13 protein-coding genes are annotated in these 14,774 nt (G+C 64.5%); 7 read left to right on the plus strand and 6 right to left on the minus strand.

Annotation, left to right across the window (positions count from 1 at the left end; translation table 11 throughout):
• The first annotated feature begins 509 nt into the window (after nt 1-509).
• The 4 genes from secA (at nt 510) to AC1HIY_RS18000 (ending at nt 9,032) form a co-directional block, all read left to right on the plus strand.
• Complete coding sequence (gene secA / locus AC1HIY_RS17985; protein ID WP_479578232.1) at nt 510-3,917, plus strand: preprotein translocase subunit SecA; 3,408 nt, start codon at nt 510-512, stop codon at nt 3,915-3,917.
• Nucleotides 3,918-4,020: 103 nt separating this feature from the next.
• A complete protein-coding gene (gene recN, locus AC1HIY_RS17990; protein WP_479578235.1) occupies nt 4,021-5,736 on the plus strand; it encodes a DNA repair protein RecN in 1,716 nt (571 codons plus the stop codon).
• A gap of 107 nt (nt 5,737-5,843) precedes the next feature.
• Nucleotides 5,844-8,102, plus strand: a complete 2,259-nt coding sequence (locus AC1HIY_RS17995) for a phosphohexomutase domain-containing protein (protein WP_479578237.1) — start codon at nt 5,844-5,846, stop codon at nt 8,100-8,102.
• Between the two features lie 123 nt (nt 8,103-8,225).
• A complete protein-coding gene (locus tag AC1HIY_RS18000) occupies nt 8,226-9,032 on the plus strand; it encodes an inositol monophosphatase family protein (protein WP_479578239.1) in 807 nt (268 codons plus the stop codon).
• On the opposite strand, the gene AC1HIY_RS18005 is transcribed toward AC1HIY_RS18000, so the two are convergent.
• From AC1HIY_RS18005 to AC1HIY_RS18020, 4 genes are all read right to left on the minus strand, one after another.
• A complete protein-coding gene (locus AC1HIY_RS18005; RefSeq protein WP_479578241.1) occupies nt 9,008-10,117 on the minus strand; it encodes a PfkB family carbohydrate kinase in 1,110 nt (369 codons plus the stop codon). The genes AC1HIY_RS18000 and AC1HIY_RS18005 overlap by 25 nt on opposite strands.
• A 109-nt stretch (nt 10,118-10,226) precedes the next feature.
• Nucleotides 10,227-11,000, minus strand: coding sequence for a hypothetical protein (locus AC1HIY_RS18010; RefSeq protein WP_479578243.1), 774 nt, complete (start codon nt 10,998-11,000; stop codon nt 10,227-10,229).
• Nucleotides 11,001-11,090: 90 nt separating this feature from the next.
• Nucleotides 11,091-11,594: a GAF domain-containing protein gene (locus AC1HIY_RS18015; RefSeq protein WP_479578245.1), complete on the minus strand. Its 504-nt coding sequence runs from the start codon at nt 11,592-11,594 to the stop codon at nt 11,091-11,093.
• Nucleotides 11,595-11,608: 14 nt separating this feature from the next.
• The gene (locus tag AC1HIY_RS18020; protein WP_479578247.1) at nt 11,609-11,890 is read right to left on the minus strand and encodes a DUF427 domain-containing protein; all 282 of its coding nucleotides are present in this window, start codon (nt 11,888-11,890) and stop codon (nt 11,609-11,611) included.
• Between the two features lie 194 nt (nt 11,891-12,084).
• On the opposite strand from AC1HIY_RS18020, the gene AC1HIY_RS18025 reads away from it, so the two are divergent.
• From AC1HIY_RS18025 to AC1HIY_RS18035, 3 genes are all read left to right on the plus strand, one after another.
• Complete coding sequence (locus AC1HIY_RS18025; protein WP_479578249.1) at nt 12,085-12,285, plus strand: hypothetical protein; 201 nt, start codon at nt 12,085-12,087, stop codon at nt 12,283-12,285.
• Nucleotides 12,282-12,503, plus strand: coding sequence for a hypothetical protein (locus AC1HIY_RS18030; RefSeq protein WP_479578250.1), 222 nt, complete (start codon nt 12,282-12,284; stop codon nt 12,501-12,503). The genes AC1HIY_RS18025 and AC1HIY_RS18030 overlap by 4 nt, the downstream gene beginning before the upstream one ends.
• 120 nt (nt 12,504-12,623) lie before the next feature.
• On the plus strand, nt 12,624-12,956 hold the full coding sequence (locus AC1HIY_RS18035) for an LPD29 domain-containing protein (protein ID WP_479578251.1): 333 nt from the start codon (nt 12,624-12,626) through the stop codon (nt 12,954-12,956).
• Nucleotides 12,957-13,041: 85 nt separating this feature from the next.
• On the opposite strand, the gene AC1HIY_RS18040 is transcribed toward AC1HIY_RS18035, so the two are convergent.
• Nucleotides 13,042-14,064, minus strand: a complete 1,023-nt coding sequence (locus tag AC1HIY_RS18040) for a hypothetical protein (protein ID WP_479578253.1) — start codon at nt 14,062-14,064, stop codon at nt 13,042-13,044.
• Nucleotides 14,065-14,137: 73 nt separating this feature from the next.
• A complete protein-coding gene (locus AC1HIY_RS18045) occupies nt 14,138-14,770 on the minus strand; it encodes a hypothetical protein (RefSeq protein ID WP_479578256.1) in 633 nt (210 codons plus the stop codon).
• Nucleotides 14,771-14,774 lie beyond the last annotated feature (4 nt).

The raw sequence follows: 14,774 nt of genomic DNA on the forward strand, positions 1-14,774 counted from the left end.
CGGCGTGCAGACCTTCATCGAGCGCGTCGTAACGAAGCGGCGTATAGGCGAAAGAGAGGGGGCGAGAGGGGTTGCTTGTACGGCGGGGACGGGGCTTGGTTCTGGAAGAGAAGCGATCGTACCTCGGCATAAGATACACGCCGGGCGAGACGGAAAAAGGGGGAAAAACGAGGGATCCACAGCGGATGGAGGCGTGTGATGTTCCGCCTCACGCGGGAACGGATCGCCCGGGCGCGGCGTGAGAGAGGCGGCCCTTGCCGGGCGAGCGTTTCGGTCCGGAGCGCTCGTTCCGTGTGAGGGCGAACGCGTATTCCCGAAAGCGAAGCGAAGACCGGCGACCCGCTCGTGCGGTTGGCACATTTTTCGTTCTCACACGTCCGACCTTTAAATCAGGCGTCCTTTGCCCGTCGCTGCGTCAGGATGGCAGGATTCGTTTCGGAACCCGAAGCGGGCGCGGACGCCTGCAACTTTGTCACCGGTCTTCCCCGGACCCCGATGAACCCCAAGTTATGCTGGATATCATAAAGAAAGTTTTCGGCGACAGTAACGAGCGTAAGCTCAAGAAGCTGTGGCCGCTGGTTGAGGAGATCAACACCCATTTCGAACAACTCCAGGACCTCTCCGAAGAAGAACTGCGCGGCAAGACGGACGAGTTTCGCCGGCGCATCCGGGAGGCCGTGGCCGACATCGAAGCCGACCTCGAAGCCATCCGGCGGCGGCTGCGCAGGGTGCCCGAGGAAGTCGTCGGCGGCGACGGACAGGCGCGCGAGCAAGAGCGTCTCACGCTCGACGATCGGCAGGAGCTCTACGACGAGATCGACCGCCTCGAACAGGAATGGCTCGACACGGTCGAGGACGTGCTCGACGAATTGCTGCCGGAAGCCTTCGCCGTCGTGAAGGAGGCCTGTCGCCGCATGGTCGGGAAGTCGTGGGAAGCGGGCGGCCAGATGGTCGAGTGGAACATGGTGCCCTACGACGTGCAGCTGCTCGGCGGCATCGTGCTGCATCAGGGCAACATTGCCGAGATGAAGACGGGCGAGGGCAAGACGCTCGTGGCCGTCATGCCGATGTACCTCAACGCCCTGGTCGGGCGCGGCGTGCACCTCGTCACGGTGAACCCCTACCTGGCCGAACGCGACGCCGAATGGATGGGGCCGATCTTCGAGTACCTCGGCCTCAAGGTGGACGTCATCGACCGCTACGAGCCGCACTCGCCCGAACGCAAAGCCGCCTACCGCGCCGACATTACCTACGGCACCAACAACGAATTCGGCTTCGACTATCTCCGCGACAACTCGTTCGTGATCGACCCCGATCAGCTCATGCAGCGCGGGCATCACTACGCCATCGTCGACGAGGTGGACTCGGTGCTGATCGACGAAGCGCGCACGCCGCTGATCATCTCCGGCCCGGTCCCGCAGGCGGAGCAGAACCGTTTCGAAGAACTCAAACCGTCCATCGAGAAACTCGTCTTTGCCCAGAAGAAGCTTGTGGCCAGCCTCGTCACACAGGCGGAGAAGCTGCTCAACGAACGCGACCAGGCGCTGGAAGCGGGGGACAACAAGAAGGCGAGAGCGCTCGAAGAAGAGGCCGGCCTGGCGCTGCTCCGGTCCTGGCGCGGCTTCCCGAAAAACAAAAAGCTCCGCAAGCTCCTCGGCGAGCCCGGGGTCGAAAAACTGCGTCAGAAGACGGAGTACTTCTACCTCCAGGACAACGCCAAGAACATGCCTTTCGTCGATGACTACCTGTATTTCGCCCTCGACGAAAAGCAGCGTTCCATCGAGATGACCGAGAAGGGACGCGAGTTCACCTCGAAGGTCGCGGGTCTGGAAAGGGACCTCTTCGTCCTGCCCGACCTCGGCGAGGAGATCGCTCGCATCGAGCGGGAGCACCGGGAGAAGGTCCGGGACCTCGAAGAGCAACTGGCCGCCGACACGTCGCTGACGGAGGAGAAACGCGCGCACAAGCTGGACAACGACCTCCGTCTGCTCCGGAAAGAGATGGAGGAGCAGAAACGGCAACTCTATACCACATACTCGGAGCGCGCCGAGCGTTTGCATGCCATCGAACAGTTGCTGCGCGCCTACACGATGTATGAGAAAGACGTCGAATACATCGTGCAGGACGGCAAGGTGATGATCGTCGATGAGCACACGGGGCGTGTGCTCTCGGGACGGCGCTACTCGGAAGGGTTGCATCAGGCCATCGAGGCGAAGGAGAACGTGAAGGTGCAGGCCGCCACGCAAACGTATGCGACGATCACGCTCCAGAACTACTTCCGCATGTACCACAAGCTGGCGGGCATGACGGGCACGGCCGAGACCGAAGCGGAGGAGTTCTATAAAATTTACAAGATGGACGTCGTCGTCATCCCGACGAACCGCCCGGTGATCCGGAAAGACCTCGACGACCTCGTCTTCAAGACGAAGCGGGAGAAGTTTCGCGCCGTCATCGAGAAGGTTCGGGAATACCATGAGCGGGGGCAGCCGGTGCTCGTCGGCACGACGACCGTCGAGGTCTCGGAGATGCTCAGCCGCCTGCTGCAGCGGGAGGGCATCCGGCACAACGTGCTCAACGCGCGCCAGGACCGCGTCAAGCAGGAGTCGATCATCGTGGCCGAGGCGGGGCAGCGGGGCGCGGTCACCATCGCGACGAACATGGCCGGGCGCGGCACCGACATCAAGCTCGGCGAGGGCGTTCGTGAGGTGGGCGGCCTGGCCATCCTCGGCACCGAGCGGCACGAGAGTCGCCGCATCGACCTGCAGCTTCGCGGCCGCGCCGGGCGCCAGGGCGACCCCGGCGAGAGCCAGTTCTACGTCTCGCTCGAAGACGACCTGATGCGCCTCTTCGGTTCGGACCGCGTCGCGAAGGTGATGGACCGGCTCAACCTCGAAGAGGGCGCCGTCATCACGCATCCGTGGGTGAACAAGAGCATCGAACGGGCGCAGATGAAGGTGGAACAGAACAACTTCGCCATCCGGAAACGCCAGCTCGAATACGACGACGTGCTCAACGCCCAGCGGCAGGTGATCTACGACCGCCGCGTGCACGCGCTCAAGGGCGAACGGCTCCACGGCGACCTCCTCGACATGGTCCGCGAGGTCGTCGAAGAGATCGTCAGCCGGCATTACGACAACGGCGCGCTCGACGAGATGCGTGAGGAACTCCTCCGCACGATCGCCCTCGATTTCACCATCGACCGGGAGGAGTTCAGCCGCCTCGGCGAAGACGGGATGATCGATCGCGTCTATGAGGCTGCGGTCAACTTCTACGAGCGCAAGCGCGACGTGCTGGCCGAGCCGTTCCACAACAGCATGCGGCAGATCGCCGAGAGCGATCAGGAGAACAAGCCCGAGCGCGTCTTCGTCGACTTCACCGACGGAAAGCGTGTCATGCGCGCGGTGGTGAAAGTGGAGGACGCCCTCGAGACGCGCGGGCAGGAGGTCAACGACGCGCTGGAACGGGTGTCGATGCTCTCGTTCATCGACATGCACTGGACCGAGCACCTGCGCAACCTCGACGAGGTCAAGGAGGGCATCGGGTTGCGGGCCTACGGGCAACGCGACCCGCTCATCGAGTACAAGATGGAGGCCTTCAAGCTGTTCAAGGACATGATCGGCGCCGTCAACCACGACATGGTGTCGTTCGTCTTCCGCGCCGGCCCGCTCGTGGACGGGCAGCAGGCGCGTCGTCCCGCCCGCAGCACGCAGCGCCGTCGCCTCGACCCCAAACGCGCCCGCTCCTCGCACGTCTCGACGCAGTCCTACGGCGTGAAGGCGGGCAAACAGAGCGCCGCCGAGCGCGACCCGACGGCCAAGGCGCAGCCCGTGGTGGTCGGCGAGAAGGTGGGGCGCAACGATCCGTGCCCGTGCGGCAGCGGCAAGAAGTACAAGCACTGTCATGGAAAGCACGCGTGAGAGCGGCGCGCCGCCGTCAAGGGCTCGCCCTTCGGTTCGCGTCCCGGCTCCGCCTCAAGTTCACCCACACCCCCGGACATCCAACCACGTCTGAAATCCGCCCGTGCTTCGGTCGTTATACATCCGTGATTATGCTCTGATCGAGGCGCTCGAGGTCGAGTTCGACAGCGGGCTGAACGTGATTACCGGTGAGACGGGTGCGGGGAAGTCGATTCTCATCGGGGCGTTGAAGATGATCCTCGGCGAGCGCGCTTCCACCGACGTGATCCGTTCCGGGGCGCGGAAGGCCGTGATCGAGGGGGTCTTCGACGAGGCGAACCCGCCGAAGCTTCGCGCGCTGCTGGAGGAGCACGGCATCGACGTGCAGTCGCAGATGATCCTCCGGCGCGAGATCTCGGCGACGCAGAGCCGGGCCTTCATCAACGACACCCCCGCCACCGTCTCACTCATGCGGGCCGTGGCGGCGCAACTCATCGACCTGCACGGGCAGCACGAGCATCAGTCGCTCCTCCGCACCGAGACGCACCTCGAACTGCTTGACAACTTCGGCGGGCTCGGCAGCCTCCTCGAAGCCTATCGCCGGAAATACGAGCGGGTCGCGGGCCTGCGTCGGGAGCGAGACGCGCTCGTGCGCCGCGAACGGGAGCTTCGTCAACAGCAGGAACTCTACCGTTTTCAGATCGAAGAGATCGACCGGGTGGCGCCCGAAGAAGGGGAGGAGGAGGCGCTGGAGGCCGAACGCCGCGTCCTCGAAAACGCCGAACGGCTCTATGAGGTGACGGCGCAGCTCTATGAGATGCTCTACGAGTCGGACGCCGCCGTTCACGATCAGCTCGTCGTGGCGCGCAACGCGCTTCAGGACCTGGCCCGCGTGGACCGCGACTTCGAGGAAGCCTTCGGCGAGATTCGTTCGGCGCAGATCATCGTCTCCGAGGTGGCGAAGTTTCTCCAGGAATACAATGCGCGGATCGAGTTCAACCCGGAGCGGCTCGAAGTGATACGGCTCCGGCTCGGCGAGCTCGAGTCGCTCAAGCGCCGGTACGGCGGGACGCTCGCCGCCGTGCTCGAATACCGGCGACGGATCGGCGCGCAATACGACCTCGCCGCCGACTTCGAGGGGGCCATCGCGCGGCTGAACGGGCGCGTGGCCGAGGCGCAGGCGGAGCTTTCCGCCGCCGCCGAGCGCCTCTCCGCGAAACGGCGAGAGGTGGCCGAACGCATCGAGCACGCCATCGCCGCCGAACTCGGGCGCCTCGGCATGAAGCGCAGCCGCTTCGAGGTCCGGTTCACGCGTCGGGAAGACGCCGAGGGGTGGATCACCTTCACCGACGGCGAGCGCTTCACGGCCTTTCCGAACGGCATGGATCAGGTCGAGTTCTTCATCTCCACCAACGTCGGTGAGGCGCTTCGCCCGCTCGCGCGTGTGGCTTCCGGCGGCGAGATCAGCCGCATCATGCTCGCGCTCAAAACCATCCTCGCCAAGAGCGACCGCCTGCCGATCCTCGTCTTCGATGAGATCGACGTGGGCGTCTCCGGACCCGTGGCCCACAAGGTCGGCGAGAGCCTGCACGACCTCGCGCTCTATCACCAGATCATCACCATCACACATCTGCCGCAGATCGCCGCGCTCGGCGACGTGCACTTCGCCGTCGAGAAATACGTCGAGGAGGGGCGCACGAAGACGAGAATTCGCCGACTCTCCGAACTCGAACGCGCCGAAGAGGTGGCAACGTTGCTCAGCGGTTCCGAAATTACCGAAGCTGCCCTCGAAAGCGCGCGCGAACTGATCGCCGTCGGGCGGCGGAGCGAGAAAGATTAGGCGGGACGTATGTTTCGGGTCTCCGCATCCTGCGCCCCGGCGCCTCACAGGCTCCACGCACGCTCCACGCACGCATCCTTCAGAATCACATCACGGAGAACATGCCGATGGTCACCGACAAAACGGCGGAGATGCTTCGTCGCGCCGAGGCCGGCGTCCTGGCCTATTTGAACGAAGCCCGCGACGCCGGACGCATCGACGAACAGTTGTACCGGACCGCCGTGGCAAACACGACGCCGAACCTGAAACTCTGGCTCGAAGATCCGAACATCGACCGGATCTCCTCACGCCTGAAAGAAGGTGTTTTCCGCGCCATCGAGGGCGAACGGTGGGAAGACCTCGTCAACGCCTACCGGCAGAACCTCCGCTTCGGTACGGGCGGCATTCGCGGCATGATGGCCTTCGACCGCGACTCCATCGTGCAGATGTTCGACGAAGGCATAGACGTGCCCATCCTGAAGGGGCCGAACACGATCAACGAGATCGTCTTTCTGAAGACGTCCGTCGGCGTTGCGCAGTTCGGGAAGGATCAGAACCCGGCCTTCGAGCGCATCGTCATCGGCTACGACAGCCGCGTGCGGGGGCAGGACTTCGCCCGCATGATCGCCGAACTCTTCCTCGCCTACGGCTACACGGTGTATTTCTTCGATGAGCCGTGTCCGTATCCGGAGGTCACGTTCGCCATCCCGCACCTCAAGGCGGACGTGGGCATCCTCATCTCGGCCAGCCACAACGACTACCGGTACAACGGATACAAGCTCTCTTCGGCCAACGGCTCCCAGTTCGACCCGAAGGAGCGCAACGAGATGTACAACGACTACATCGCCACGGCCACGACCGACGGCATCAAGCTCATGAGCTTCGCCGAGGCGCCGGAGGACCGGCTCTACTTCCTCGGAGGGGCGGCGCCGGTCGAGGGCTTCGACTATGGCGGGCGTGAGGGCAACCTGATCGACATCCACGCGAAGCACCAGGCGCACGTCAAGACCTTTCTGCTCACGCCCGACCTCGCCGAGCGGCAGGCGGCCTCGGACGATCCGCTCGAGATCGCGTACTGCGCCTTTCACGGGGCCGGGCGGAAGGCCGTGCCGCGTTTGCTCAACGACGTCGGCCTGACGCGCGTCCGCGCCATCCATCACAACGGCCTGAACGACCTGAACGGCCTGTTCCCTTCGTTCAAGAGCGATCCCGGAGAGGAACAGCAGCCCGATCCCGGCGACCCCCGCGCGGCGGAAATCGCCGTCAATGCCTTCAAGGCCGAGTACGGCGAAGCGGCATGGGATGAGATCGACATCCTCATCGGCACCGACCCGGACGCCGACCGGTGCGGCGTGGTGGTGAAGGCGCCGGAAGATCAGCGCGACGTCTACGGAGGCAAGGATTATTACCTCATGCCATCGGATGATCTGTGGACGCTCCTGATCTGGTACCGGCTCTTCCGGGAGATCGAGCATTACGGCGCGGTGAGGAAGCCGGAGGAGAAGTTCATCACGCTCTCGCATACGACGTCCGAGAGCCTCGTGCGGCTGGTTCAGAAATACGGCATCGGCGCGGTCAAGACGTGGGTCGGCTTTGCGGCGCTCTCGGCGGCCACACGCGACGTGTGGGAGGGCAAACAGAAGCTCATCGCGAGCCTTCACGAAGGGCGGAACGACCAGTACGTGGACCTCTGCCACCCGTTCGTGTGCACCGCGTACGACCTCGACGAACGGCGCTCGTTCAACATCGGCGCGATGGAGCAGAGCAACGGCTTCTCGCTCCTCGGCGGTCCGCCGCCGGACAACCGCTCGCTCGGCGTCGGCGGACACGTGCGCGACAAAGACGGCACCTTCGCGGCGTTCCTCGTCGCCGAGATCGCAGCGTGGGCCAAAGAGCAGGGCACGAACCTCATCGAGTTGCTCGACCGGCACGTCTACCTCGATCCCGAGATCGGGCTGTTCATGACGTTCTACGAACCCGACCCGCTCGACGGCGAATACCCCGGCATCGAGGGCGACCGCATCAAGCTCGCCATCCTCCGCCGCGCGCTCGCGCTCTTCCAACTCGCGCTCGCCGGCGACCTCGAAATCGGGGGCGTGCCCGTCAAGTCCGCCACGATCTACCGGACCGGAAAGTACGACTCCATCTATCCGGCGACGTGGCACTTCCAGTTCCCCGACGAGGGCATCCGGTTCTATTTCGACGACGAAAAGCTCAACCACCTGACGATCCGTCCCTCCGGCACGGGCAACTCGCTTCGTTTCCACATCCAGCTTCACACCGTCCCGGCGGCGGAGGGGCTCGTGGCGGCGAAACAGGCGCTCAAGGAGCGGGGAACGGCTCTCATGGACGCCCTTCGTGAGGTGCTCAAAGCGCCGCGCGGATAAACGCCGCGCGATCGGGGATCCGGGGCGTCCCGCTTCCGGAAGGCGGCGTCGGCTCCACCGGGCGACTCTCGTCGGATGCACCTCAGCTCCGCCAACGGCGGCGGTTTCACCGGATGGGATATGATGCGCGCTTATAGGGAAGCAGCGGTGCGGCTCGTCCGCGAAGGCGGGATCATCGCGAAGGACATGATCCGCCGCATCGACATCCGCGCGGACAAGGGGCAGGGCGACTTCGTCACGACGGCCGACCTGACGGTGGAGGCGCACATCCTCTCGCAACTCGGGCGCGCCTTCCCCGAACACGGCTTCTTTTCGGAAGAGCGCGGCGGCGAGCGCACCGATGCGGAGCACGTGTGGGTGCTCGATCCCATCGACGGGACGAAGCATTACGTGCGCGGCAACCCGATGTATTCGGTGTCGCTGGCGCTGCTTCGGGACGGGACCTCAGTGCTCGGCGTGGTGTACGTTCCGGAGGTGGAGCAGTTTTACGTGGCGGAGCGCGGGGCGGGCGCGACCCTCAACGGGCGTCCTTTGCACGTCTCGGAGGAGACGGCGCTCGAACGGGCGATGCCGTGCGTCGAGATCCCGAGCCGCCACGCCGGCGGGGAGGAGCAGCGGTGGGCGTTCGAACGGCTGGAAGCGCTCATCCGCCACACCCAGCGCGTGCGCATCGTCGGCGTCAGTTCCATCGGGCTGTGCCTGTGCGCCTCGGGCGCCTTCGACGTGTACGTGAACCTCGGCAGCGGCTGGAAGCCGCACGACGTGGCCGCCGCCCGTCTCATCATGACCGAGGCCGGAGGGCGGTACGAGACGGCGGGGCAGCGCATCGTCGCCGGGCCGGAGACGCTGTGCGGCCGGGTGAAAGCCGAGCTCGGCTGCATGGACGCCGGGCCGGAGGAACCACTTCAGGATCCGAGGGCGTCGAGATAGGTGCGGATGCGCTCGGGTTCGAGCCCGCGTGTGCCCTCGGCGTTTCGCACGGCGTCTCCGGCCACGGCCTGCCCGAGACGGACGGCGGCGTGGAGGTCGAGCCCGGCGAGGAGCCCGAAGAGCAAGCCCGCATGTGCGGCGTCACCCGCGCCTATGGTGGGACCCGTGGCCGGACCGAAGCGGGTCGTCAGCGGCGACACCGACGCGTGAAAGAGGCCGGCGTCGCTCGTATGCAGCCGCGCCCCGTCGCCGCGCCAGACGTACGCGCCCGAGTGGTCGTGGACGTGCAGGACACCCTCGAACGCCTCCCAGAACCGGGCTTCCACGGCATTGTACTCCTTCCGATTCATCGAGACGAAGTCCGGCGGCGCGCCTTCGGAGAGACACCGTACGAGCGACGGCACGTCGATGTCCACGGCGATGCGGATGCCGGGAGAGGTCGTCCGGAGCGTGGTGATGATCTCGCGGTAGAGCGTCTCCACGCCGAGCGGAGCCGAGCCGGCGAGCACCACGAGCCCGGTGGGCGGGCTGCGGCGGAGGGATCCAAGCACGACCGTCTGCTCGGCGTCGGACCAGTGGAGCCGGGGACTGAAATTGAGCAGGTCGGTCCGGTTCCGTTCGTCGAAGAGGTGGATGCACCGGCGGTCGGCGATGAGGCCCTCCCGCGGGGGGAAGCTTTCATACGTGAGCGTGATGCGCCGCATCTCCCGGCGCTGAAGGGCCTGCACGAACACGGCGCCGGGGGTGAGGGCGGGGGGCGCGTCGTCACGGGGTCGGCTCTCGGCGAGGAACGTGACGAGCGTGGCGCGGAGGTCGTCGCGGCGGGCAGGCATCGCGACGGGGGGGGCGCCGAGCAGCCGATCGAAGACGCGCGCGACGTTGGTGGCCTTGCCGCCGGCATAGAGCGCCTTCACGCGGGGGCGCATCTTCGCGTCGTGCCGGGGGACGTCGAGGAAGGTGATCGTGCCGTGCACCGGATCGCGGCGCGCGTAGCCCGTCTCCGGCGACGGCTCGAGGCCCCATATCTCATCCGCGGCGGGCGCGAACTCGAAGATCGTGACGGCAGGGATGACGTCGAGCCTCATGAGCGTTCTCGGACCGGACCGGAAGCAACGGACGGGCGGTCATTCTAAGAAACGCGAAGCGGCTCTACAAGCATCCGACGAAAAAGAGCGGCGGGACGGGGCGTAAGCTTCACGTTCCGGGAATCTCGAGCACGTTCTCGATGGCGTCGACGAGGATTTCGGCGTCGCGTTCGTAGATCTCGTCGGTGGGGTGACAGCCGTCGCGCGTGTCTTCGGGCGCGAGGGTAGGGAACCGCTCGATGCGCACGAAATCGTCCGGGAAATTCGCTTCGAGATAGTCCACGAGTTCGACGGCCACTTCGGGACCGTAGGGACCGGGCGTCTCACAGGAATCCTCGGTATAGTCGGACATCGGATTGATCAGGATGGGCGCGCCCCGGCTGATGCGCTGCAGGAGGGCCAGCAGATCCGCCACCTGTTCCTTTTGAGCGAGGGAGGCCGTAGGCGTTTCCTGTCCCTGAATACCGATCATCCAGTATATGAAGGTCGGGCGTTCGTGGTTTTGCTGGGAATAGGAGTACTGATTGCGAAGCCCGCTGAAGAGATAGTTGCGGTCGTCGGGGCGCGGGCTCACGAAGATCTTCTCGTCCTTTTGAAGCACGTTCATGGGGGCGAAGACGCCGGCATAGCCGATCCGCTCCGTGGCTTCTGCGGTGCCTTTCGTGTTGCTGAAGCCGACGACGAAGCCGAAGTGGGTCGGGCCTGCCTGTGCTTTTTGGACGAAGGGTGAGACGTTCGAGGAGGGGTTCTCCTGTTCGACGACTCCCACGGTTTGCCCGCCGGCGTCGCACCCGAAGAGGATCACGGGGAGAGCCAGGAAGAAGAGGGAGAGAAGGGAGGAGCGGGAAAAGGGGACATAAAGGGTGGTGACTCTTGAGGGCATGGGCTGACTGGATTAAGGGTAGCGATGCAGGGAGCGCGTATCTCCTTGTAGTGTCTGGCGCCGGGCAGGTGTTACGGGTTCGGCGGTCTTTCAGAGCGTTTTCGTCGCTGCGAATTGTGCGCCGAGGTTTCGGCAGAGTCGTTCGAGGAAAAGCCGGTCCGTCTCGTCGAAAGCGGCCGGGGCGTCCGAGTCCACGTCGAGGACGGCGAGGAGGCGTCCGTCGGGCGTGAGGACGGGCACGACGATCTCCGAGCGTGTGGAAGAAGAGCAGGCAATGTGCCCGGGGAACGCCTCGACGTCCGGGACGAGCCGGGTGCGGCGCTCGCGGGCGGCGGCTCCGCATACGCCCTGACTGAAGGGGATGCGGAGGCAGCCATGCCCCCCCTGATACGGTCCAATGACGAGCAGATCCGGCGCGACGGCGCGGTAAAACCCCGTCCAGTCGAAATGCGGGAGGCTATGATGGAGTTCGCACGCCACCGTCGCCATCGCGGCGATCCAGTCGTCTTCGCCGTCGAGGAGGGCATCGATGCGGGCGAGCGTCTCTTCGTACAGCGCGGCGCGGTCGGTCTCGGTGGGCATCGGGGCGGGCATGCGTCGGGCGGGGGTCAGGGCTGCACCTTCACGCCGCGCCAGAACGCGACGCGGTCCTTGATCTGAGCAGCGGCGGGTTTGGGGTCGGGATAAAACCACGCGGCGTCTTTGTTCCGCGCGCCGTTCACGACGATGGAATAATAGGCGGCCACTCCTTTCCAGGGGCACATGGTTCGCGTCTCACTGGCCTCAAAATAGGCGGGATTGATTGCGTCCGCCGGGAAATAATGGTTGCCTTCGACGACCACGGTGTCGTCACTCTCGGCCAGGACGGTCCCCTTCCAGATTGCTTTCATGAAAACCTTTGATCAGTCCGGTGAATGGATGGCGCGTATTTCGGGAGGGGTTCTACTCGGCCGCCGCCGATGCGTTTCGTGGGGGCCGGAGGATGGATTTCACCTATTGTTCGAAAGTGCTTTTTGTCTTATGATGCGCAGCCGATACCTGTGAGGACGAACGACGAAAGAACCGTCAATGAGAAGAGGTTGCCATGAGGGTGCAACGAGAAGATATTTTTTTCATGATGCGGGAAGTGTTCCGGGCCGCCTTCGATCTGCTCGAAGGGAGTGATGCGCTCACCGACACGGTCAGTCATGTGCAGACGGCGCATCTGAACGCGTTGCATCGGTCGCTCGAGGATCTCGTCGCCATCCGACAGGCCTTCGACGACGACCATCCACGGGCGTTATGAGCGCAGACGTGCGGCGCGGTCGTTCCGACCGAAAGGGGGGCGGCATCCTGCACAGGCTGGCGATACGTGCGTGTGGGATCGTGGCCGGTGGGGGCGTCCTCATCGCCGTATTGGGCATGTTCCGTTTCTCGCTCGGGTGGATCGTCGCGGGAGCGGCGCTCTACGTGCTCGGCGGCGCGCTGGGGGAACGGTTCCGAAAGGGTCGCGCGAAACGGTGAACGAACCGGTCGCACGCGTGCGAATTTCCGGGAATCGAGCGTTTACGTATAGGCAAGGGCGCGGCCTCCGAAGCGGGGGGCGCGTGCGCGCGAACGATCATTTTCAGGACCGGCCGTTACATGCACCTCTCCCCGAAAGAAACCGTCGAACTGGTTTTTCAAACCCTGGAAAAAACGTTTCCGGACGTCCTTTTCGCCGTGCGGCTCGTCGCGCCCGTGCTGGCCGACCTTGCGGAGGAGCCGGGTCGCCGGAGCATCGAGGTCGTGTGGCTGAAGGGGCCCAGCCGGGAAGCCGTGGCCGAAGCCGTCGAGCGGTTTCAGGGCATCGAATGGGATCCGCGCACCGGCAGGCTGCGCCGGGCTACCCACTGGCTCGTGGATGCGAACGGCGGGTTGCGGCGCGTCACGTACGGCGCCGACTACATCTTCTGTGAGGGACCGCTCGATGCGTGATCGGCGAGGCCTCAAACATCGGTGCGGCTGACGAGCCTGGGCCCGCCCGCCGCACCGACGTCAAACGAGTCGAACGTCTTGAAGGTCAGAGCGCTTCTTCGCCAACCGGGAGCAGTTCCACCTCGATGACCTGGTCGCTGAAGTCAGGTTTTCCACCATAATCTTCGAGGAGCCAGTAGCCGTTGCTGTCCGTCTCGGTCCACCCGTTGCCGCCATACGTCTGGTTTTCGGAGTCCCATGAGGTAGAGCCGTAGCCGTTCTGTTTGGTGTCGGAGAGCTTTTCGTCGCTGAAGAAGAGATCCTCGAAGGCGATGCGCCAGACGCCGGGGCGATCGGGGTTCTCCTGAATCATCGCGTATTTCCCCTCGGTCATCTCTTCGAGATTCCCCACGTCGGAGACCAGGGCTTCGCGGGTATATTCGTAGGTGTCGTCCGTGATCGGGATCACATGCCCCTCCTCTTCGCACGAGAAGTCGGCGTCGACGGCCATGATGAAATTCATCGTAGTGCCGGGGTCGAGGACGATGTCCTGCGGTTCGGTGGTGGCGCCGTCTCGGTTGTGACCGGGTGTGAAGATGAGCTCCGGCTCGGGCTGATCCTCCGGGGCCGTGTCGGGCAAGATGCGCTGAAGGTAGATCGCCGAGCAGTACCCGGCCATCGATTCGAGGAAGGAGACGCGGAGCGTGCTCGGTTCGGTCACCTCGAGGATGCCGTCGTCGAGGAAACCCGCTTCGTCCGACTCGGAGCGTATCTCGTGCTCGTTGATCGCATAGTAGCCGATCGACTCGACGGCGAAGGTAGAGGCGCTGGTGAGATAGACGCGCGCCTCATAGGAGCCGCCCTGATACGAGCCGGTGATGTAGCCCTGCGTTCCGTTGACGCGGTCGATGGTTTCTTCGAGCGTATCGTCCGGATACTCGCGCTGGAGCCGGCGCGTCCGAGAGAGGACGGCGTTGTGCCCCGAGCGGGCGATCTCACGGGCCACCATCTGGCCCTGCCGTTCCGCCTGTCGCCAGTCGGTCTGAACGGAGGATTGTTTGTACTGGAAGAGCAACGTGCTGCCACCGATGATGGACGCCGTCGCCAGTAAGATTGCAAGCTTACCCATAAGAACCTCCCTGCTGCAGATGATCTGGAAATAAAACCCTCTCGGGTATGCCTTCCCCTCCGGGCATGCCTGGTCAGTTTGGAATGAGGAGTGTGGAGCCGTAATAGACTTTGCGCACCGCCGTCGTCTCGGTCTCGAACGGTGTCACCATCGAGAAGCGGATGCGTGTGTTGAGGATCGCCGCGGGGTCGGCGGTCGCCGTCGCCACGGGATCGGAGACCGGGGCGGCGTCACGGTCGAGCATCTCAATCTTGAAGAAGCCGATCAGCGACGAACTGCCCCCCGCATCCTGCCATACGCCCCCGTCGTAGCGCACCGAGCGCGAGAGACGAAACACGTCGATGGTCTCGTGATCGATGACGCGGGCGCCGGTCTTGTGGAGTTGATAGCGGGTGTCGATGCGGATGGTGTCCGGGGGCGTCACGCCGGTGTCGAGCGAGTCGCGGGAGAACGTATAGTCGATGGTCACTCCGGCGGAGTCGATGGGGTTGGTGAAGGGGACCTCCTTCGTCTTGTCGATGTTCTCCCCCAGTTTGAGGAGGTCCTCCTCCATCCACGTGGCCAGGTCGGATGCCTGGTTCTTGACCATGTAAGTAGAGGTCTGCTCCAGGTTCATGCCGGAGAGCTTCAGTTGCAGGCTGAGCAGCATCAGCATCACCGTGGCGCCGACGAGCGCAGCGCTCATGTTGTCGAACAAGAGGGTCATGCAT

The sequence above is a fragment of the Rhodocaloribacter sp. genome, assembly GCF_056451265.1.